We start from the raw sequence: 19249 nt of genomic DNA, 5'->3' as shown, positions 1-19249 counted from the left end.
AGCTTGGACGCTCCGCCCCGCCCGCGGGTTCCGCCCGCTACAAAGACGCCCGCCGAAGACTGTGGGATCCGGCGGGAGTCCGCGCCGCGGGCCCGCGCTAGTGTGCCGCCTTGTGAGCGTGCTCGTGGTCACCGGGACCTGTACCGGGGTGGGCAAGACGGTCGTCACCGCGGCGCTGGCCGCGGTCGCCGCCGCCCGCGGCGCGTCGGTCGCCGTCGTCAAGCCCGGCCAGACCGGCGCGGGCGACGGGGAGCCCGGCGACCTCGACGAGGTGCGCCGCCTCGCCGGCGTCGCGGACGTGCACGAGTTCGCCCGCTTCCCCGACCCGCTGTCCCCGGCCGCCGCCGCCCGCCGCGCCGGGCTCCCGCCCCTCCGGCTCGCGGACGCGGCGGAACGCGTCCGCGACCTGGCCGGGAGCCGCCGGCTCGTCCTCGTCGAGGGCGCGGGCGGCCTCCTCGTCCGCTACGACGAGGACGGCGCCACCATCGCCGACCTTGCGCGCCGGCTCGGCGCCCCCGCCGTCGTCGTGACCCGCCCCGGTCTCGGCGCGCTCAACCACACCGCGCTCACCCTGGAGGCGATGGCGCACCGCGGCGTGCAGCTCGCCGGGGTGGTGATCGGCGCGTGGCCGGACGACCCGGACCTCGCCATGCGCAGCAACATCCGCGACCTGGAGACCATCGCGGCCCGCCCGCTGTCGGGCGCGCTGCCCGCGGGCGCCGGCGCGCTCGACCCGGCGGAGTTCCTGCTGGCCGCGCACCGCGGCCTGGCCCCCTCGTTCGGCGGCGGCTTCGACGCCGCCGCGTTCCGCGACAGCTACGGCCTCGACAAGGAGAACACGTGACGGACATCCTCGAAACCGCCCGCCGCCAGGTCCTGGACGAGGGCGGGGGCCTGTCCGGACAGCAGGTCCTGGAGGTCCTGACCCTGCCGGACGACCGGCTGGAGGAGCTGCTCGCGCTCGCCCACGAGGTCCGGATGCGCTGGTGCGGCCCCGAGGTCGAGGTCGAGGGGATCGTCTCGCTGAAGACCGGCGGCTGCCCCGAGGACTGCCACTTCTGCTCCCAGTCCGGCAAGTTCGAGTCGCCCGTCCGCTCGGTGTGGCTGAACATCCCCGAACTCGTGGAGGCCGCCAAGGAGACGGCGAAGACGGGGGCCACCGAGTTCTGCATCGTCGCCGCCGTCCGCGGCCCCGACGAACGCCTCATGTCGCAGGTCCGCGAGGGCGTCGAGGCCATCAACGACGCCGTCGAGATCAACATCGCGTGCTCGCTCGGCATGCTGACCCAGGACCAGGTGGACGAGCTCGCCGCGATGGGCGTCCACCGCTACAACCACAACCTGGAGACGGCCCGCTCCCACTTCCCGAACGTGGTCACCACCCACTCGTGGGAGGAGCGCTGGGAGACCCTCCGCATGGTGAAGGACGCCGGCATGGAGGTGTGCTGCGGCGGCATCGTCGGCATGGGCGAGACCACCGAGCAGCGCGCCGAGTTCGCCGCCCAGCTCGCCGAGCTCGGACCCGACGAGGTCCCGCTGAACTTCCTGGCGCCCCGCCCCGGCACCCCGTTCGCCGACCTCCCCCTCGTCGAGGGCGCGGAAGCCCTCAAGACGATCGCCGCGTTCCGCCTGGCCCTGCCCCGCACCATCCTCCGCTACGCCGGCGGCCGCGAACTCACCCTCGGCGACCTCGGCACCCGCGCGGGCATGCTCGGCGGCATCAACGCCATCATCGTCGGCAACTACCTGACCACCCTCGGCCGCCCCGCCCAGCAGGACCTGGACCTGCTCACCGACCTCCAGATGCCCATCAAGGCCCTGAGCCGGACTCTCTGAGGCCGCCGCGGACTCCCGCGCCGGCCGGTCGCGCGCTCACGCGGCCTAGAGCGCTCCCCGGCCTCGACGGGGGTTCCGATCAGCCTTCCCACGTCGTCCAGTGCGCGGTGTCGATCTCGAGATCGAACGGGTCGGGCAGGTGGACCGTCTCGCCGAACGCCCAGGATTCCTGATGGAGGTAGGCGCCCGTGGCCCGATCGGGGATGCAGTACAGCGTCGACCGGGCGATCTTGGGCGCGCGGTCGATGAGGAGGTAGTAGGGGACCTCCGCCTTGGCGTAGCCGGTCCATTTGTTCTTCTCACGGGGCGGGGTCTGCCGGGGCGGGCGATCTCCGTCGGCCCCCCACTTGGAGGTCACCTCCACGGCCATCTCGATGGGTGCACCCAGCGTAGTCGGCTTCTTCGAACCCGTGGTCGAAGATCTTGAGAGCGAGGGGGACGGGTCAGCGGCTCAGGCGGGTGATGAACTTGTAGCGGTCGCCGCGGTACAGGGACTGGGCCCACTCGACCGGCTGGCCCGTCGTGTCGAAGGCGTGCCGGGAGAGCAGGAGCATGGGCAGGCCCACGTCGACGCCGAGGAGCTGGGCGTCGTGGGGGGTGGCGAGGACGGTCTCGATCGTCTCCTCCGCCTCGGTCAGGTGGACGTCGTAGGCGGTGGCGAGCGTCTCGTAGAGGGAGTGGTGGCGGGACAGCTCGCGGCGCAGCCCGGGGAAGCGGCGGGCCGGGAGGTGGGACGTGTCGATCGACATCGGCTCGCCGTCGGCGAGGCGGAGGCGGTGCACCCGCAGGACCCGGCCGCCCGGGCGGATGCAGAGGAGGGTGGCGAGGCTCTCGTCGGCGCTGACGTAGCCCGCCTCCAGGATGCGGGTCTCGGGGCGCAGCCCGTGGTGCCGCATGTCCTCGGTGTAGCTGACGAGCTGGAGCTCCTGCGCGACCTTCGGCTTGGCGACGAAGGTCCCCTTGCCCTGGATGCGCTGGAGGCGCCCCTCGACGACGAGCTCGGCGAGCGCCTGCCGGACGGTGGTGCGGGACGTCTCGTACTTCTCGGCGAGCGACCGCTCGGGCGGCAGCGGGCTGCCGGCCGGAAGCGACTGGATCAGCTCCACCAGCAGCTCTTTGAGCTTGTAGTACTTCGGGATGCGGGGCGCCTGGTTCGGATGGCGTTTACCGAGGCCCGCGAGGGAGGCGCGGTCGAAAGCGTGCTCGAACCCGCCCCCGTGCCGGGGTCCGCCCCTGACCTCCGTCACGGCATCTCCTCACGTTCATCATCGGTTTTCCCCGATGTTATGCGTGCAGACTACGGCCGGTAGAAGACGCCACCGCGGCCAGGGCCTCCCGGAGGCGTGTGAGGTCCGCCTCGTCCAGCGTGGCGCGGGCGGTGAGGCGCAGGCAGGCGCGGCCCTTCGGGACCGACGGCGGGCGGAAGCATCCGGTGCGGAGCCCGTGCTCAGCGCAGATCTCCGCGGCCCGCAGGGCGGCGTGCGGCTCGCCGAGGAAGACGGGGACGACGGCGGCGGCCGGGGCCGCGGTCTCCAGGCCGGAACCGGCCGCGATGTTTGCGATGCGGGCGGCGCGGTCACGCGCGCGGGCGGGCAGCGCCGGGTCGGACTCCAGCACGTCGAGCGCGGCGAGCGCGGCGCCCAGCGCGGGCGGGTTCAGGCCGGTGTCGAAGATGAACGAGCGCCCGGTGTCGACCAGCGCCTCGATCACCTCGGGGGCGCCGAGGACCGCGCCGCCCTGGGACGCGAGCGACTTCGACAGCGTGGCCGTCAGGACCACGTCGGGCTCCCCGGCGAGGCCCGCGGCGTGCGCGGCCCCGCGGCCGTGGTCGCCGACGACGCCGAGCGCGTGCGCCTCGTCCACGACAAGCAGCGCGCCGTGCGCCCGGACGGCCGCGTGCAGCGCGTTCAGCGGGGCCATGTCGCCGTCCACGGAGAACACCGCGTCGGTGACCACGAGGGCGTCGTCCTCGTCGCGCTCGGCGAGCGCCCGCTCGACGGCGGCGGCGTCCCGGTGCGGGACGATCACGACGCGGGACCGCGACAGCCGGCACGCGTCCACGATCGAGGCGTGGTTGACCTGGTCGGAGACCACCAGCGTGCCCGGCCCGGCGAGGGCGGTGACGGCGCCCAGGTTGGCGAGGAAGCCGGAGGAGAAGACGAGCCCGGCGGCGCTGCCGGTGAACGCGGCGAGGCGCCGGTCGAGTTCGGCGTGCAGCTCCGTCGTGCCGGTGACCAGGCGCGACCCCGTCGAGCCGGTGCCGAAGGCGCGGGCCGCCGCGCACGCGCCCGCGACCAGCCGGGGGTCGCCGGCGAGGCCGAGGTAGTCGTTGGACGCCAGGTCGGTGAGCCCGTCCGGGCGGGGGCGCGCCGTCCGGCGCAGCCCCGCGGCCGCCCGCCGCGCCGCCGCGTCCCGGAGCCGCGCCAGGGGGTCTCGTCCTGCGGTCATGCCGGGAATCCTGCCAGGTGGCGCACCGGGCGGGGGATCCGCCCGGGCACAAGGAGGCATGGGCGATGATGGTCGCGTGCCTACCTTGACCGATCTGGTCCGCGATCACACCGATCTCACCGAGGCCGACCTGGAATGGCTGCACGCGCTCGTGTCCGACTGGCAGCTCCTCGCCGACCTGTCGTTCGCCGACCTGCTGCTGTGGGTGCCGCTGCGGTCGGCGGAGGCGCTGCCCGCCGAGGGGGCGTCCCCGAGCCGGCGGACCCGGGTGGACACCGGCGCGGCCGTCCCCGGCTGGGTGGCGATCGCGCAGATGCGCCCGACGACCGGCCCCACCGCCTACCCGGAGGACCTCGTCGGCAAGGTCGTCCGGACGGGGCGGCGCGGGCTGATCGACGTGGCGTGGCGGGAGCGCCGGATCGTCCGGGAGGGCGACCCCGAGTGGGGCAGCGGCATCCCCGTCCGCGAGGAGTCCATCCCGGTGCGGCGCGGCGCGAAGATCCTCGGCGTGATCCAGCGGAGCACCAACCTCAGCTCGGCGCGCACCCCGTCCCGGCTGGAGCTGACCTACCTGCAGAGCGCCAGCGACCTCGCCACGATGATCTCCGAGGGGCGGTTCCCGGTGCCCGGCGAGGAGCCGAACATGGTGCGGTCGCCGCGCGTCGGCGACGGGCTGATGCGCCTCGACCGGTCCGGCAGGGTCACCTACGCCAGCCCCAACGCGCAGTCGGCGTACCGGCGGCTCGGCTTCCCCGCCGACCTGGTCGGGGAGGCGCTCGGCCAGATCACCGCGGACCTGTGCGACACCGGCGAGCCGATGGAGGAGGCGCTGAGCGCCGTCCTGTCCGGCCGCGCGCCCCGCGAGGTCGAGGTCGAGTCGCGCGGCTCCATCATGCAGCTGCGGACGATCCCGCTGGTCGTCGGCGGGACGCGGATCGGCGCGGTCGTGCTGTGCCGGGACGTCACCGAGCTGCGGTGGCGGGACCGGGAGCTGATGACCAAGGACGCCACCATCCGGGAGATCCACCACCGGGTGAAGAACAACCTGCAGACGGTCGCGGCGCTGCTGCGGCTGCAGGCGCGGCGGCTGCGCATCCCGGAGGGGCGCGCCGCGCTGGACGAGGCGGTCCGGCGGGTCGGGTCCATAGCGATCGTGCACGAGACGCTGTCGCACACCCCGGACGAGCTGATCGACTTCGACGACATCGCGGACCGCGTGATCACGATGGCGGGGGAGGTGTCGACGCCGGAGACCAAGGTCACCCCGAAGCGGACCGGCAGCTTCGGGGTCCTGCCCGCCGAGGTCGCGACGCCGCTGGCGATGGCGCTCACCGAGCTGCTGCAGAACGCCCTGGAGCACGGCCTCGCCAACCGGTTCGGGACGCTGGAGGTCGTCGCGCACCGCTACGGCGAGGGGGAGGAGCACCGCGAGCCGCGCGGGATCGCGGTCTGGGGGGAGTGGCCGGAGCCGGGGGCGCACGAGCCCCGCGCCCCGCACGAGGCGGAGCCGGCGGAGCGGCCGTCCGGGCGGCGGCTGGTGACGGTCATCGCGGACGACGGCGTCGGCCTGCCCGAGGACTTCGACGTGGAGAACAGCACCAGCCTGGGGCTGCAGATTGTGCGCACGCTGATCGTGGGGGAGCTGGGCGGCCGGCTGGACTTCCGGCCCCGTCCCGGCGGCGGCACCGAGGTGGTGGTCGACGTCCCGCTGGACCACACCCACCGGCTGGGACGCGCGTGATGGGCGCCGGCCGCGCTGTCAGTACGGTCTCCCGTTACTGCACCCGGAGCGGCCGGCGCCCGTGGCCGCGGCGGCGGCCGCGAAGGCGCTCTAGCGCCGGAGGCTGAGGGCGTTGCGGTTGGCGCGCGCCCGGCGCTTGAGGGCGCGGCGCTCGTCCTCGCCCATCCCGCCCCAGACGCCGGACTCCTGGCCGGACTCCAGCGCCCAGCGCAGGCAGGCGTCGGACACGTCGCAGCGGCGGCATACCTGCTTGGCCTCTTCGATCTGCAGGATCGCGGGCCCGGTGTTGCCGATCGGGAAGAACAGCTCGGGGTCCACGTCACGGCAGGCTGCGCGGTGGCGCCAGTCCATGCGGTCCACTCCTTCGTCAGGTGGTGGAGAAACTCCACATTTGTGAACGGTTTCACATGTCGCGAACGCCCGGGAGGCTGTCGACCAGGTCCAGGGATGAATGTTCGGCGGCGGCCGCGAGCGGGGGACCGGCGGCGTCGGGGTCCCCGTCCAGCGGGCGCACTTTGAGCGTGTCAGGGCGGGTCGGGGCGACGCAAGACCTTTGAGAAAGGATTCTCAAAGTATGGGTGTCGCATGTGTCACACCCGTGGGTCGGCCGTGTTACTTGGCTCTCACCTGACCGCCCATGCGGCCGGAATGACCGCGCTCCACGAACGGCCGCGCACTCAAATGACGATGCGTATCGCCTTCGGAACCGACCGGAAGGTCACGCTCCGCTGTTCCCCGAGGTAGTCCCCGTCCAGCTGAAAGGCCACCGGGCGCGACCCGCGCAGCGTGACCTCCGCCGCGTCGTGGACGTTCACCACGTGGCGTCCCTGCAGCGGGCGCGTCCGCGCGGTCAGCATCTGGACCAGCGCCCCCACGGTGGGGCCGACCTCCAGCGAACGCATCCCGAACACGTCCAGTCCGCGCGCGAAGTTCGCCTTCGGACTCGGATTCACCGGCAGCCGGCCCATGAAAGTCCACGGCGACGTATTGGAGATGAACGCGAGGAACACCCCCGATATCGGCGGGCGCCCCGGCCGTTCCAAAGTGAGCGCGGGACGCCGCCGATCCGTGCCGGAGAAGAAATGCCGGACGGCGGTCCGCACGTACAGCGACGGGTCGGCGCGGACCCCCGCGTCGCGCCTTCGCTCCACCTCCCGGACGACCTCGGCGTCCAGCCCGACGCCCGCGCAGAACGTGAAGTACCGCTCCCCGCCGTCCGGCAGCGTCGCCGTCCCGAGCCCGACCGTCCGGTGCCGGCCCGCCCGCAGCGCCTCCAGCACCGCCGTCGTCGCGCCGATCGGGTCGTCCGGCAGGCCGAGCGCGCGGGCGAACACGTTCGCGCTCCCGCACGGCAGCACCGCCAGTGCCGGGAGGTCGGGGGACGGGCCCTCCGCGAGCAGGCCGTTGACCGCCTCGTTCACCGTGCCGTCGCCGCCGAGCGCGATCACGGCGTCGTAGCCGTCCACCGCGGCCCGCCGGGCCAGTTCGGTCGCGTGGCCGCGGTGGCCGGTCTCGGCGAGCACGAGGTCGAGGTCGCCGGTGAAGGCCCGCACGAGGATGTCGCGGGCCCGCCGGGAGGTCGAGGTCGCCTTGGGGTTGGCGATGAGCATGGCGCGCACGTGCGCAAGGGTAGGGGACGCGCACGTCAGCGGGACGAGTAGGGTTCAGGGTGTGAGCAAGCGCCCCATCACCGTCCAGGCCGCCGCCGCCCTGGAGGCCGCGGAGGGCCTCGCCGCCCTCGGGTTCGGCGGCTACACCGGCGTGGAGACGGCCGTCGGCGCCGCCGTCGACCCGGCCAGCGCGATCGGGGTCACCGTCCTCGCCCTCGCCGGCGGCATCGGCATGCTGGCCTGCGCGCGGGGCCTGCTGCGCGCCGACCAGTGGAGCCGCGCCCCCACGGTGCTCACCCAGCTGTTCGCGCTGCCGATCGCGTGGTCGCTGTGGCAGAGCGACCGCCCCGGCATCGCGATCCCGATGGGCGCGGCCGCCGCTATCGCGCTGGTCGCCGTGCTCAGCCCGCCGAGCACGGCCTGGCTGATCGAGGACGACGACGAGGACGAGCGGGCGGCGCCGGCCGGGCCGGCGAAGCCGGTGAAGGCCGCGCCCGCCGAACCCCGCTCCCTGGGGCGGCGGCTCATGGACCGCCTCAAGGAGCAGCCGACCAAGAACTGACCGTCATGCCGAGGGGCCCGGGAAGCGGACCCGGGCCCCTCGGCATGTGCGGACTTCACTCGTCGGCGGTCAGGCCCTCGCGGAGCTGCGCCAGCGTGCGGGCGAGCAGCCGGGACACGTGCATCTGGGAGATGCCGAGCTCGGCGGCGATCTGCGACTGCGTCATGTTGCCGAAGAACCGCAGCAGCAGGATCTTCTTCTCCCGCGCGGGGAGCTTCTCCAGCAGCGGCTTGAGGGACTCGCGGTACTCCACGCCCTCCAGCGACTCGTCCACCATGCCGAGCGAGTCGGCCACCGCGGGCGCGTCCTCGTCGCCGGAGTCGGGGGCGTCCAGGGAGACGGTGGAGTAGGCGTTCGCCGACTCCAGGCCCTCCAGCACCTCCTCCTCGCTCATCTGCAGGTGCGCGGCCAGCTCGCTCACCGTCGGCGCGCGGCCCTCGCGCTGCGCGAGGTCGCTGATCGCCTTGGTCAGCGACAGCTTCAGCTCCTGCAGCCGGCGCGGAACGCGGACGGCCCAGCCCTTGTCGCGGAAGTGGCGCTTGATCTCACCGACGATCGTGGGCGTCGCGTACGTGGAGAACTCCACGCCGCGCTCCAGGTCGAACCGGTCGATCGACTTGATCAGGCCGATGGTGGCGACCTGGATCAGGTCGTCCAGCCACTCGCCGCGGTTGCGGAAACGGCGGGCGAGGTACTCCACCAGCGGCAGGTGCAGCTCCACGAGCTGGTCGCGGATGCGCTGGCGCTCCGGATCGCCCTCGGGCAGCTCGGCGAGCCGCTCGAACAGCGCGCGCGCCCGCGCCCGGTCGGGCACCGCGCTTTCGGTCCGCTCGGTGCTCGCGGCGGCGACCGTCGTCTCCTCCGTCGTCGTCTTCTCCGTCACGGGGCCCCCGCCGCACCGCGCCGCTTCTGCAGCGTCACGGTGACCCGGTCGTCGGAGCCCACCGCGGCGTCCACCTCGCCCGCCAGGGACGACAGGACCGTCCAGGCGAAGGTGTCGCGGCTGGGCTCCTCGCCGTCCACGGTCAGCACCGACACGGAGATGCGCATGGCGTCCCCGGTCAGCTCGAACTCGCACGTCAGGTCCGTCCCGGGCAGGGCCTGGGCGAGCAGCATCGCGCACGCCTCGTCCACGGCGATGCGCAGGTCCTCTATTTCGTCCAGCGTGAAGTCGAGCCTGGCCGCGAGGCCGGCGGTCGCCGTCCGCAGCACGGACAGGTAGGCGCTCGCGGCCGGCAGCTTCACCGTCACCACGTCGCGGACGGACAACTTCGTGCTGGCCGGCATTGCAGCGGTTTCCTCGGTCACGTCACTCCCTCGCAGGATGGTCCCGCTGCTTCGAAACTACCGCCTGCGGGCCGTGCTCGGAGACTTCGCCGCGCGTGGCTTTCTTACGAAGTCCGCGCCCACCTGACCGGACGCGTCCCAAACCTCGCGAAGGCGAGGTGCGGGTCACGCCCCCGGCCTTCCGTACGCCCCGTTCGTCCTGTTCGAATACCCTGCCGGAGTGATTCGGTATGCGACTCCGGACGACGTCCCGGACATCCTGCGGCTGATCCGCGAGCTGGCGGACTACGAGCGCGCCCTCCACGAGGTGAAGGCCACCGAGCGGCAACTGCACGAGCGGCTCTTCGGCGACGACCCGAAGGTCTTCGCGCACGTCGCCGAGCACGAGGGGAAGGTCGTCGGCTTCGCCCTCTGGTTCCTGACCTTCTCCACGTGGAACGGCACCCACGGCATCTACCTGGAAGACCTGTTCGTCGAGCCGGACGTCCGCGGTCACGGCTACGGCAAGGCCCTTCTGACCGAGCTGGCCCGCATCGCGGACGCCCGTGGCTACGAACGCGTGGAGTGGGCCGTCCTCAACTGGAACGAGCCGGCCATCGCCTTCTACGAGTCCCTCGGCGCCCGCCCGCAAGACGAGTGGACGGTCTACCGCCTCACCGGCGACGTCCTCACCAAGGTCGCCCGCTCCTGACGCCGTTTCCGCGGACCGGGCCGGGACACGGCCGAGGCCCAGCCCCTCGCGGGCTGGGCCTCGTTGTTCACGCAGGTCAGGACTGCTTGGTCTCCCAGAAGATCTTGTCGATTTCCGCGATCTTGCTCAGCAGGTCCTCGGCGACCTTGACGTCCATGGTGGCCTTGGTGCCGCCGCCACCGCCGGCGAGCTTGGTGGCCTCGTTGAACAGCTGGTGCAGCTGCGGGTACTTCTCGAAGTGCGGCGGCTTGAAGTAGTCGGTCCAGAGCACCCACAGGTGCTCCTTGACCAGCTGGCTGCGCTGCTCCTTGATCAGGATCGCCCGGGTGCGGAACTCCGGGTCCTCGTTGGCGGCGTACTTCTCGCAGATCGCCTTGACCGACTCGGCTTCGATCCGGGCCTGCGCCGGGTCGTAGACGCCGCACGGCAGGTCGCAGTGTGCGGACACCGTGGTCTTCGGGCGCAGAAGCTTGAGCAACACCTGCGAATCCCTTCCCTCGTTGCGGATCATGCTCAGGTCACCGACATTACCCTTGTGCCCCTGGGCGCGTCCGGCCAGGGCGCTCGGTATTTCGGCCTAAGACCCGGACCGCGCGGCGGCCCGGAACCTTCCAGGACTGTTGTGACCGCCGCCCGCCGGAGTATGCGGGCGGACGAGGAGGATCATCGCGGCCCGGGACGCGGACCGGCCCGATCGGCGGCCCGGGGGAGAAGGCCGGAGGTGTCGGCGATGTTCGCCTACGCCGTGGGTCGCAGCGGGAGCTCTTGAGCAGGTGTCCGGGGCTCATCGCCACAGGATGAGCGCGGCCCCGCGCCATGGCAGGTCAGGAGGAGGGGCATGGGAATCCGGGCGGTGCTCTGGGGGCTCGGCGGCGCGGCGGTGCTCGCCGCGGCCGGGGCCGGGGTGCGGCGGCTGCGGCCGGTGGAGGTCACCGGGGAGTCGATGCTGCCGGGGCTGCGGCCGGGGGACTGGCTCATCGTCCGGTCCGGAGCCCGTCCCGCACCCGGCGCGGTGGTCGTCGCGGAGCATCCCGGGCGGCCGGGGCTGCTCATCGTGAAACGCGCCGTGCGCCGCACGGATGAAGGCTGGTGGCTGGAGAGCGACAACCAGCGCGCCGCGGGGCGCCAGGACAGCTGGGACTTCGGCGCGGTCCCGGACGGGCTCGTGGTCGGCCGCGTCGTCGCCCGCTACTGGCCGCTGTCCCGCGCGGGGACGGTCACGCGGGGGCTGTCCGGGCGGCACGCCGCGGTCACGCTCGGGCGTCCCGCGCACCGGTCGGAGCAGTAGCGCCGCGAGCGGTTCGCGGTCGTGTCGAAGAACACGCGCTCGCAGCCCTCCGCGCGGCAGATGCCGAGCCGGCCGGGGCCCTGCGCGGCGATCTTCGCGGCGAGCCCCATCGCGGCGCGGGCCGCGTAGCGGTCCGGGACGGAACCGGCGTCGTTGAAGTGCAGGTGCCAGTCCTGGCCGCCGTGCCGCGCCAGCTGCGGGTGGACGGGGTGGTGGATGAGCATGGCGTTGAGGCGCTCCACGGCGTCGTCCTCGTGACCGCGCGCGGCCGCGTCGAAGATCGCGCGGAGCTGGGCGCGCAGCTCGCGCATGGCGTCCAGGTCGCGGTGCGCGATCCGGCCCCCGAAGTGCGGCCGGTGCGCCAGCAGGGCCCGCAGCCCGTCGAGATCGCGCAGGTCGTCGCCGTCGGGGCGGCGCGTGTTCACGAGATCGATCGCCAGGTCTGCGTACGAGGCCAGATTCACTGTCGCTCCCGACGGACTCGACCTTCATCGGACGAATTGCCAGGATCTATTCCCGCTTGACGTGAATTACACCGGTCTCAGGGGAAGATATGCGGCCCGTATGCGAGAGGTAGCGCAAAATTACTCGGATTCGGTCTGCCGGAAGCCGAGTTTGCGGACCAGTCGAACGGCCCGTGCTCCGCGGCCGGAGCGCGGGCCGTTCGAGGACGGTCGGCTCAGATCCGGTTGACGCCCTCGCGGCGGGCCTGCTCGGCCACCGCGGCGGTCACGGCCGGGGCGACCCGGTCGTCGAACGGGTTGGGGATGATGTAGTCGGCGGTCAGCTCGCCGCCGACGATGTCGGCCAGCGCGTTCGCCGCCGCCAGCTTCATGCCCTCGGTGATCGAGTGCGCCCGGACGTCCAGCGCGCCGCGGAAGATGCCGGGGAACGCCAGCACGTTGTTGATCTGGTTCGGGAAGTCGCTGCGGCCGGTCGCGACGACCTTGGCGTGCCGGCGGGCGACCTCGGGGTGGACCTCGGGGGTCGGGTTGGAGAGCGCGAACACGATCGCGTTCTCCGACATCGTGGCGACGCACGACTCGTGGACGGTGCTGCCGGACAGGCCGATGAACACGTCGGCGCCGCGCAGCGCCTCCTCGGTGGAGCCCTTCAGGTGCGACCGGTTCGTGATCGCGGCGATGCGCTCCTTGACCGGGTTCAGGCCGTCGCGGCCCTCGTAGATGAGGCCCTTGCTGTCGGACAGCGCGATGTCGCCGATGCCGCCCTCGATCAGCATCTTGGAGACCGCGATGCCGGACGCGCCCGCGCCGGCGACGACCGCGCGCAGCTCCGACAGCGGCTTGCCGACGAAGCGGGCCGCGTTCTTCAGCGCGGCGAGCGCGACGATGGCGGTGCCGTGCTGGTCGTCGTGGAAGACGGGGATGTCGAGCGCGGCGCGCAGCCGGTCCTCGATCTCGAAGCAGCGGGGGGCGCTGATGTCCTCCAGGTTGATGCCGCCGAAGCTCGGCGCCATCCGGATCACCGTGTCGACGATCTCGTCCACGTCCGTGCAGCTCAGCGCGATCGGCACGGAGTCGACGTCCGCGAACTCCTTGAACAGAAGGGACTTGCCCTCCATGACCGGCATGGACGCGGCCGGGCCGATGTCGCCGAGGCCGAGCACGGCGGTGCCGTCGGTGACGACGGCGACGACCTTCGAGGTCCAGGTGTAGTCGTAGGCCAGCTCGGGGTTGTCGGCGATGGCGGTGCACACGCGGGCGACGCCCGGCGTGTAGGCCAGCGAGAGGTCGTCCTTGTTGCGGACGGGGATGGTCGACCGCATCTCCAGCTTGCCGCCGCGGTGCAGCGGAAAGGCCGGATCGTCGTCCAATGAGAGCGGTTCGGTGGTAATGGGCTCAGCAGCCACAGCGACCCCTGTCAGTGAAAGTTGGCTTTCTGGCGATGCCGCCGCGGTGGTGGTGGTCTGGTGGCCTCGTCACCTGGTGGACATCTCGCGACGTACGGGGGTCACCCGTTGTCCGATTGTGCCACACGGGGTAGTGCCTCCCCGGTGGCCGGGTCAGGTGTTGACCGTCACGTGACGGTCGCCACATGTAGCGGGTCGGTAGCAAAGGGTGCAGTATGCGGAGGTTGCCACGCCGTTCCGGGGCTACCTCGTTGCGTGATTGTTTCGGACCCTTTATCCAGATCAGGGAGGTTGTGCGCCAAACTGTGCACCTGACCTTCGGATCTACGCGGATCCGACGCAACCATCTGGAGGGGGACCAGTGACCACCGGTTCTCTGCGCCGCCGCCTCGTCGCGGCGAGCGCTCTCGTGCTGACCGGCGCCCTCGCCCTGTCCGCATGCGGGGACAGTGACGACTCCGGCGACTCGGGCGGCTCCGCCTCGAACACGAGCGTGGACAGCAAGCTCGCGGCCATGGTCCCGGACGCGATCAAGAGCGACGGCAAGATCTCGATCGGGACTGACGCGTCCTACCCGCCCAACGAGTCCGTCGACCCGGCGTCGCAGAAGATCGTCGGCTGGGACATCGAGCTGTTCGACGCCGTGGCGGCCAAGCTCGGCCTGAAGACCGAGTACCACAACGCGGGCTTCGACACGATCATCCCGGGCGTCCAGTCCGGCAAGTACGAGATCGGTGTCTCCTCCTTCACCGACAACAAGGAGCGGGAGAAGGCCGTCGACTTCGTCACCTACTACTCGGCCGGGACGGCCTGGGCCGCGCTCAAGGGCAACCCGAAGGGCGTCAACCCCGACGACGCCTGCGGCAAGAGCATCGGCGTCCAGCAGGGCACCGTCCAGGTCGACGACCTCACGGCGCGCAGCAAGAAGTGCACGGACGCCGGCAAGCCGGCCATCAAGCAGGTCGTCCGCAAGCAGCAGACCGAGGTCAACAACGACCTGGTCGCCGGCAAGGTCGACGCGATGGCGGCCGACTCCCCGATCGTCGGCGGCGCGGCCAAGCAGACCGGCAAGCTGGAGATCATCGGGCAGGTCTACGACACCGCGCCCTACGGCTACGCGCTCGGCAAGAACTCCGGCCAGTTCAAGGACGCCGTGCTCGGCGCGCTGAAGGCGCTGATGGCGGACGGCACCTACCAGAAGATCCTCACTGACAACGGCGTGGAGAGCGGCGCGATCAGCGAGCCGGCGATCAACGCCGCGCAGAGCTGATCGATGACGGACGACAAGGAGGCCGCAGGGGGACGGCCGGAAGCGATCAAGGCCGTCCCCGTCCGGCACCCGGGCCGCTGGCTGGGCGGGGCCGTCGTCCTCGTGCTGGTCGCGATGTTCGTGCACTTCCTGCTGACCAGCAAGGCGCTCGAGTGGTCGGAGCAGTGGAAGTACCTGTTCTCCGCCCCGGTGCTCAAGGGCGTCCGCAACACCGTCTGGCTGACCATCGCCGCGATGGTCGGCGGCGTGGTGCTCGGCATCATCCTCGCGCTGATGCGCCTGTCGGCCAACCCCCTGCTCAGGGGCGCCGCGTGGGGCTACCTCTGGTTCTTCCGCGGCACCCCCCTCTACACGCAGCTGCTCATCTGGGGCGCGATCGGGACGCTGTTCCCGACCGTCGGGGTCGGCATCCCGTTCGGCCCCGAGTTCGCGACGTGGAAGACCCAGGAGCTGGTCAACGCGGCGATCGCGGCGTCGCTGGGGCTGATCCTCAACGAGGCGGCCTACATGGCCGAGATCGTCCGGGCCGGGATCCTGTCGGTGGACGAGGGGCAGCAGGAGGCCGCGAGCGCGCTCGGCATGTCCAAGATGCAGACCATGCGGCGGATCGTGCTGCCGCAGGCGATGCGGGTCATCGTGCCGCCGACCGGCAACGAGTCGATCTCGATGCTGAAGAACACCTCGCTGGTCGCGGCGGTCCCGTACTCGGAACTGACCTTCACCGCGCAGACGATCTACGCCAGCACCTACAAGATCATCCCGATGCTGGTGATGGCCTGCCTTTGGTATCTGCTGATCTCCTCGGTGATGATGGTGGGGCAGTACTACCTGGAGCGCTACTACAGCAAGGGCACCAGCAAGGGTGCGGAGGCGCGGCAGCGGCTCCGCTTCCGCGGCGGAGGCGGCGGCCAGTGAGCGAGGTGTGGACATGACGGACCTCTCCAAGGGGCCGGCGCCGGAGAGCGGCGGCCTGATGGTCAAGGCCGAGAAGGTGCACAAGTCGTTCGGCCGGCTGGAGGTGCTGAAGGGCATCGACCTGGAGGTCAGGCCCGGCGAGGTGATGTGCGTCGTCGGGCCGTCCGGGTCCGGGAAGTCGACGTTCCTGCGCTGCATCAACCACCTGGAGAAGATCAACGCCGGGCGGCTGTGGGTGAACGGCCACCTGGTCGGCTACCGGGAGTCCGGCGGCAAGCTCTACGAGCTGCGCGACCGGGAGGTGGCCGCGCAGCGCCGCGAGATCGGCATGGTGTTCCAGCGGTTCAACCTGTTCCCGCACATGACGGCGCTGGAGAACGTCATGGAGGCGCCGTGCCGGGTGAAGAAGCAGCCGAAGGCGGAGGTCAGGGAGCGCGCCGTCGCCCTGCTGACGCGGGTCGGGCTCGGCGACAAGGTGCACAACTACCCGTCGCAGCTGTCCGGCGGGCAGCAGCAGCGGGTGGCGATCGCGCGGGCGCTGGCCATGGAGCCGGCGCTGATGCTGTTCGACGAGCCGACGTCCGCGCTGGACCCCGAGCTCGTCGGCGAGGTGCTGGAGACGATGAAGCAGCTCGCGCTCGACGGCATGACGATGGTCGTGGTCACCCACGAGATGGGGTTCGCCCGCGAGGTCGGCGACTCGCTGGTGTTCATGGACGGCGGCGTCGTCGTCGAGGAGGGCACCCCGCGGGAAGTCCTGGCCAACCCGCAGCACCGCCGCACCCAGGACTTCCTCTCCAAGGTCCTGTGACGTTTCAAGATCCTGTGATGTCCGCGCACGGCCCGTCCCCTCATCCGGGGGCGGGCCGCCGCGCCGTCCGCCCGGCGGCTAGTGTCGGGGCATGTTCGCTGTCACCGCCACGCAGATCGACGCAGACAATCCGCTCAACGGGCTGACGCTGGGGGAGCGCCCCGATCCCGAGGCACCGGACGGCTGGACGACCGTCACGGTGCGGGCCGCCGCGCTCAACCACCACGACCTGTGGTCGCTGAAGGGCGTGGGGCTCCCCGCCGACAGGCTCCCGATGATCCTCGGCTGCGACGCGGCCGGGGTGGACGAGGACGGCAACGAGGTCATCGTCCACTCGGTGATCGGCGACCCGGACCGCGGCGGCGGCGACGAGACCCTCGACCCGAAGCGGTCGCTGCTGTCGGAGGTCCACCAGGGGACATTCGCGGAGAAGGTCGCGGTGCCGCGCCGCAACCTCGTGCCGAAGCCCGCCGAGCTGTCGTTCGAGGAGGCGGCCTGCCTGCCGACGGCGTGGCTCACCGCCTACCGGATGCTGTTCGACAAGGCCGGGCTGCAGCCGGGGTCGTCGGTGCTGGTGCAGGGCGCCGGGGGAGGCGTGGCGACGGCCGCGATCGCGCTGGCGTCGGCCGCCGGGTTCCGCGTCTACGCGACGAGCCGGAGCGAGGCCAAGCGCAAGCGGGCCGAGGAGCTGGGCGCGGACGCCGCGTTCGAGTCCGGCGCGCGGCTGCCCGAGCGGGTCGACGCGGTCATCGAGACCGTCGGGCAGGCGACCTGGTCGCACTCGCTGAAGTCGCTGCGGCCCGGCGGGCGGATCGTGGTGTCCGGCGCCACCAGCGGGCAGGTGCCGCCGGCGGAGCTGAACCGGGTGTTCTTCCTGCAGCTGTCGGTGGTCGGCTCCACCATGGGGACGCGGGCGCAGCTGGAGCGGCTCGCGCGGTTCCTGGTGAAGACGGGCACCAAGCCGCTGATCGACCGGGCGCTGCCGCTCGGCCGGGCCCGCGAGGGGTTCGCCGCGATGGCCGAGGGCGACCTGTTCGGCAAGATCGTCTTCACGTCGTGAGGCGGGGGAGCCGCGGCCGGGCGGGCCCGGTCACGGCTCCCTGCGGAAGACCTCGTCCTTCAGCCGCTCCCGGGTCTCGTCCAGCAGGGCCTGGGCGGCGGCGAGGCCGTCCTCGTCCAGGCGGGCCTTGTGCGCCGACCTGCGGACGTCCTCGACGAACTTGCGGAGCAGGCGCTCCAGCTTGAGGCGGGCGACGTCCTCGCGGGTGCCGGTCGCCGTCTTCCAGGCGTCGTCCCAGTTCTTCCGCCACTCCTCCTTCCACGCCTGCTTCTGCTCGCGCCAGTACTCCTTCTGCCGCTTCCACTCCTCCTTCTGGCGCTCGGCGGTCTCCTTCCACGCGTCCTTGGAGGCGGCCTTGTGCTGGTCGCGCATCGTCCGGGCGGCCTGCGTCAGCTCCTCGCGCAGCGTCCGCACGGTCTGCCGGACGTCCTCCTGCACGCCGCGCGCGAACTCCTGCGCCGAGGCGGCGATCTCCTCCTCCAGCTCGGCGAGCTCGTCCATCCGGCGCTCCAGCTCCTCGCGGCCCTTGGCGGTCAGCGAGTACACCTTCTTGCCCTTGATCACCTCGTGCGTGACCAGGCCCTCCGCCTCCAGCCGGGCGAGCCGCGGGTAGATGGTGCCGGGGGACGGCGAGTAGACCCCGAGGAACCGGTCCTGCAGCAGCCGGATCACCTCATAGCCGTGCCGCGGGCTCTCTTCCAGCAGCTTCAGCAGGTACAGCCGCAGCCGGCCGTGCCCGAAAACGGGGCTCACGTGCTCACTTCTCCATTCGGGGACCGGTGGTGATCTCGGGGGAGTCGTCGTCGCGGCCGAGAAGGGTGATCGCGCCGGACACGGTGTTGACCGTCAGCCGGCCGGAGCCGTCGCCGAGCTTGCCGGCGACGCTCTGCGCGATGGTCCGCTCCTGGCGGCCGAGTTCGGGGAAGGACGTCTCGATCCGCCCGGCGGCCGAGCTGAGCGAGACCTGCGCGCCGGCGGACTCGGGGATGCGCAGCGCCACCTCCCCGGACACGGTGTTGACGTCCACGCCGGCGCCGCCGGACAGCTCGACGTCGGCGGCGATGCGGCCGCTGACCGTGCGGGCGCCGAGCCGGCCGACGGACGCGGCGGCGAGGGCCAGGTCGCCGGACACGGACGTGAACGAGACCGTCCCGTCCAGGCCCTGCGCCTCGATCGCGCCGGACACGGTGTTGGCGTCGATGGCGCCCGCGACGCCGTCGAGCGTGACGTCGCCGGAGGCGCTCTTGATGGACGTGCGGGTCGTCATGCCGGTCACGATCGCGTCCGCCGACACGAGGTTCAGCGAGACCGGGCAGTCGTGCGGGACGGTCACCGTGATCTCGGCGCGCGCCTTGTGGGTGCGCAGCCAGCTCAGCACCCCCTCCCACAGCTTCTCGTGGGTGACGGTGAGCATGCCGGCCTCGTGCGTGACCACGAGCGGCGGGCCCTCGACGCCGCCGACGATGACGGACGGGCGCTCGTCGGACGCGAGGACCGAGACGCTGCCCGCGATCACCGTGACCCGCAGGGCGACCACGCCGTCGAAGTCCAGGGTGGTGGGTTCCTCGATCGTCCAGCGCGACATCGCGATGTGCCCTTCGTCCAGCTCGTCCGTCAGTAACACGATATGTCGCGTGTCTCGAAAGTCAAGACATATCGCGTATTGCGGTGCGGGTCACTCGTCGTCCTCGTCGTCCAGGCGGGCGAGCCAGGTGGCGAGGCGGTCGACGGGCGTCTCGAACTCGGGGTTCAGGTCCACGAACTCGCGGAGCCGCTCGGCCAGCCAGGTCAGGCTGACCTCCTCCGCGCCGCGCCGGTCCGTCAGCTCCTCGATGCCCCGATCGGTGAAGTACATGAGAC

Annotated in this window: 23 protein-coding genes; 10 read left to right on the top strand and 13 right to left on the bottom strand. The window is 71.9% G+C overall.

The features are described from left to right. Positions 1 to 112: 112 nt before the first annotated feature. Both bioD and bioB read left to right on the top strand, forming a co-directional pair. Positions 113 to 844: a dethiobiotin synthase gene (gene bioD / locus ABTW95_RS20595; RefSeq protein ID WP_396445632.1), complete on the top strand. Its 732-nt coding sequence runs from the start codon at positions 113 to 115 to the stop codon at positions 842 to 844. Then, the gene (bioB, locus tag ABTW95_RS20590) at positions 841 to 1836 is read left to right on the top strand and encodes a biotin synthase BioB (RefSeq protein ID WP_500227114.1); all 996 of its coding nucleotides are present in this window, start codon (positions 841 to 843) and stop codon (positions 1834 to 1836) included. Before bioD ends, bioB begins: the two co-directional genes overlap by 4 nt. A gap of 79 nt (positions 1837 to 1915) precedes the next feature. Here the strand turns inward: bioB and ABTW95_RS20585 are convergent, their stop codons facing one another. From ABTW95_RS20585 to ABTW95_RS20575, 3 genes are all read right to left on the bottom strand, one after another. Further along, the gene (locus tag ABTW95_RS20585; protein WP_500227113.1) at positions 1916 to 2206 is read right to left on the bottom strand and encodes a PDDEXK family nuclease; all 291 of its coding nucleotides are present in this window, start codon (positions 2204 to 2206) and stop codon (positions 1916 to 1918) included. A 73-nt stretch (positions 2207 to 2279) separates the two neighbouring features. Beyond that, positions 2280 to 3083, bottom strand: a complete 804-nt coding sequence (locus tag ABTW95_RS20580) for a GntR family transcriptional regulator (RefSeq protein ID WP_396445629.1) — start codon at positions 3081 to 3083, stop codon at positions 2280 to 2282. Positions 3084 to 3120: 37 nt separating this feature from the next. Beyond that, complete coding sequence (locus tag ABTW95_RS20575; RefSeq protein WP_500227112.1) at positions 3121 to 4284, bottom strand: 8-amino-7-oxononanoate synthase; 1164 nt, start codon at positions 4282 to 4284, stop codon at positions 3121 to 3123. Between the two features lie 76 nt (positions 4285 to 4360). On the opposite strand from ABTW95_RS20575, the gene ABTW95_RS20570 reads away from it, so the two are divergent. Next, complete coding sequence (locus tag ABTW95_RS20570) at positions 4361 to 6025, top strand: GAF domain-containing sensor histidine kinase (protein WP_500227111.1); 1665 nt, start codon at positions 4361 to 4363, stop codon at positions 6023 to 6025. Positions 6026 to 6115: 90 nt separating this feature from the next. On the opposite strand, the gene ABTW95_RS20565 is transcribed toward ABTW95_RS20570, so the two are convergent. Together ABTW95_RS20565 and ABTW95_RS20560 are read right to left on the bottom strand one after the other, a co-directional pair. Then, complete coding sequence (locus ABTW95_RS20565; RefSeq protein ID WP_396445626.1) at positions 6116 to 6376, bottom strand: WhiB family transcriptional regulator; 261 nt, start codon at positions 6374 to 6376, stop codon at positions 6116 to 6118. A gap of 326 nt (positions 6377 to 6702) precedes the next feature. Then, a complete protein-coding gene (locus ABTW95_RS20560) occupies positions 6703 to 7644 on the bottom strand; it encodes a diacylglycerol/lipid kinase family protein (RefSeq protein ID WP_500227110.1) in 942 nt (313 codons plus the stop codon). 52 nt (positions 7645 to 7696) lie between these two features. Here ABTW95_RS20560 and ABTW95_RS20555 point away from each other — a divergent pair, with 52 nt between their 5' ends. Next, positions 7697 to 8197: a hypothetical protein gene (locus ABTW95_RS20555; RefSeq protein ID WP_500227109.1), complete on the top strand. Its 501-nt coding sequence runs from the start codon at positions 7697 to 7699 to the stop codon at positions 8195 to 8197. 55 nt (positions 8198 to 8252) lie between these two features. Here ABTW95_RS20555 and ABTW95_RS20550 read toward each other — a convergent pair whose 3' ends face one another. Both ABTW95_RS20550 and ABTW95_RS20545 read right to left on the bottom strand, forming a co-directional pair. Next, positions 8253 to 9011 (bottom strand): RNA polymerase sigma factor SigF, encoded by a 759-nt coding sequence (locus ABTW95_RS20550; protein WP_026401215.1) that lies wholly within the window; start codon positions 9009 to 9011, stop codon positions 8253 to 8255. 65 nt (positions 9012 to 9076) lie between these two features. Then, entirely contained in the window at positions 9077 to 9505 is a 429-nt protein-coding gene (locus tag ABTW95_RS20545) for an ATP-binding protein (RefSeq protein ID WP_067794237.1), read from the bottom strand. A gap of 199 nt (positions 9506 to 9704) precedes the next feature. On the opposite strand from ABTW95_RS20545, the gene ABTW95_RS20540 reads away from it, so the two are divergent. Continuing rightward, the gene (locus ABTW95_RS20540) at positions 9705 to 10175 is read left to right on the top strand and encodes a GNAT family N-acetyltransferase (RefSeq protein ID WP_396445623.1); all 471 of its coding nucleotides are present in this window, start codon (positions 9705 to 9707) and stop codon (positions 10173 to 10175) included. A gap of 76 nt (positions 10176 to 10251) precedes the next feature. On the opposite strand, the gene sodN is transcribed toward ABTW95_RS20540, so the two are convergent. Next, positions 10252 to 10656 (bottom strand): superoxide dismutase, Ni, encoded by a 405-nt coding sequence (sodN, locus tag ABTW95_RS20535; protein WP_396445622.1) that lies wholly within the window; start codon positions 10654 to 10656, stop codon positions 10252 to 10254. Between the two features lie 357 nt (positions 10657 to 11013). On the opposite strand from sodN, the gene sodX reads away from it, so the two are divergent. Next, complete coding sequence (gene sodX / locus ABTW95_RS20530; RefSeq protein ID WP_396445621.1) at positions 11014 to 11463, top strand: nickel-type superoxide dismutase maturation protease; 450 nt, start codon at positions 11014 to 11016, stop codon at positions 11461 to 11463. Here sodX and ABTW95_RS20525 read toward each other — a convergent pair. Both ABTW95_RS20525 and ABTW95_RS20520 read right to left on the bottom strand, forming a co-directional pair. Next, entirely contained in the window at positions 11364 to 11927 is a 564-nt protein-coding gene (locus ABTW95_RS20525; protein WP_396445620.1) for a CGNR zinc finger domain-containing protein, read from the bottom strand. The two genes, sodX and ABTW95_RS20525, sit on opposite strands and share 100 nt — an antisense overlap. A gap of 215 nt (positions 11928 to 12142) precedes the next feature. Further along, on the bottom strand, positions 12143 to 13333 hold the full coding sequence (locus tag ABTW95_RS20520) for an NAD(P)-dependent malic enzyme (protein ID WP_396445619.1): 1191 nt from the start codon (positions 13331 to 13333) through the stop codon (positions 12143 to 12145). 361 nt (positions 13334 to 13694) lie between these two features. Here ABTW95_RS20520 and ABTW95_RS20515 point away from each other — a divergent pair, with 361 nt between their 5' ends. The 4 genes from ABTW95_RS20515 to ABTW95_RS20500 all read left to right on the top strand — a co-directional run bounded on the left by ABTW95_RS20515 (position 13695) and on the right by ABTW95_RS20500 (position 17389). Continuing rightward, positions 13695 to 14603, top strand: a complete 909-nt coding sequence (locus ABTW95_RS20515; RefSeq protein ID WP_396445618.1) for an ABC transporter substrate-binding protein — start codon at positions 13695 to 13697, stop codon at positions 14601 to 14603. Positions 14604 to 14606: 3 nt separating this feature from the next. Then, positions 14607 to 15518 carry an amino acid ABC transporter permease gene (locus ABTW95_RS20510; protein WP_396445617.1) on the top strand — a complete coding sequence of 304 codons (912 nt, stop codon included), beginning with the start codon at positions 14607 to 14609 and terminating at the stop codon, positions 15516 to 15518. A gap of 13 nt (positions 15519 to 15531) precedes the next feature. Next, positions 15532 to 16329: an amino acid ABC transporter ATP-binding protein gene (locus tag ABTW95_RS20505; RefSeq protein ID WP_500227108.1), complete on the top strand. Its 798-nt coding sequence runs from the start codon at positions 15532 to 15534 to the stop codon at positions 16327 to 16329. Positions 16330 to 16420: 91 nt separating this feature from the next. Further along, positions 16421 to 17389, top strand: coding sequence for a zinc-binding dehydrogenase (locus ABTW95_RS20500; protein ID WP_500227107.1), 969 nt, complete (start codon positions 16421 to 16423; stop codon positions 17387 to 17389). Positions 17390 to 17419: 30 nt separating this feature from the next. Here ABTW95_RS20500 and ABTW95_RS20495 read toward each other — a convergent pair whose 3' ends face one another. The 3 genes from ABTW95_RS20495 to ABTW95_RS20485 are packed head-to-tail and all read right to left on the bottom strand — an operon-like array spanning position 17420 to position 19244. Continuing rightward, positions 17420 to 18142: a PadR family transcriptional regulator gene (locus ABTW95_RS20495; RefSeq protein ID WP_396445614.1), complete on the bottom strand. Its 723-nt coding sequence runs from the start codon at positions 18140 to 18142 to the stop codon at positions 17420 to 17422. 4 nt (positions 18143 to 18146) lie between these two features. Continuing rightward, on the bottom strand, positions 18147 to 19013 hold the full coding sequence (locus tag ABTW95_RS20490; RefSeq protein WP_396445613.1) for a DUF4097 family beta strand repeat-containing protein: 867 nt from the start codon (positions 19011 to 19013) through the stop codon (positions 18147 to 18149). 51 nt (positions 19014 to 19064) lie between these two features. Then, on the bottom strand, positions 19065 to 19244 hold the full coding sequence (locus ABTW95_RS20485; RefSeq protein WP_067633492.1) for a DUF6104 family protein: 180 nt from the start codon (positions 19242 to 19244) through the stop codon (positions 19065 to 19067). Positions 19245 to 19249 lie beyond the last annotated feature (5 nt).

This window comes from Spirillospora sp. NPDC127506 (genome assembly GCF_040302145.1).
Classification (GTDB): Bacteria; Actinomycetota; Actinomycetes; order Streptosporangiales; family Streptosporangiaceae; genus Spirillospora.
The sequence above is the reverse complement of the archived record's forward strand: the minus strand, read 5'-3'. Positions and strand labels throughout refer to the sequence as shown.

What these genes read in the sequence shown, in the direction of transcription:
- ABTW95_RS20585 (WP_500227113.1), bottom strand. Translation starts at nt 2,206, where the DNA reads ATGGCCGTGGAGGTGACCTCCAAGTGGGGGGCCGACGGAGATCGCCCG.
- ABTW95_RS20575 (WP_500227112.1), bottom strand. Translation starts at nt 4,284, where the DNA reads ATGACCGCAGGACGAGACCCCCTGGCGCGGCTCCGGGACGCGGCGGCG.
- ABTW95_RS20565 (WP_396445626.1), bottom strand. Translation starts at nt 6,376, where the DNA reads ATGGACTGGCGCCACCGCGCAGCCTGCCGTGACGTGGACCCCGAGCTG.
- sodX (WP_396445621.1), top strand. Translation starts at nt 11,014, where the DNA reads ATGGGAATCCGGGCGGTGCTCTGGGGGCTCGGCGGCGCGGCGGTGCTC.
- ABTW95_RS20510 (WP_396445617.1), top strand. Translation starts at nt 14,607, where the DNA reads ATGACGGACGACAAGGAGGCCGCAGGGGGACGGCCGGAAGCGATCAAG.
- ABTW95_RS20505 (WP_500227108.1), top strand. Translation starts at nt 15,532, where the DNA reads ATGACGGACCTCTCCAAGGGGCCGGCGCCGGAGAGCGGCGGCCTGATG.
- ABTW95_RS20500 (WP_500227107.1), top strand. Translation starts at nt 16,421, where the DNA reads ATGTTCGCTGTCACCGCCACGCAGATCGACGCAGACAATCCGCTCAAC.
- ABTW95_RS20485 (WP_067633492.1), bottom strand. Translation starts at nt 19,244, where the DNA reads ATGTACTTCACCGATCGGGGCATCGAGGAGCTGACGGACCGGCGCGGC.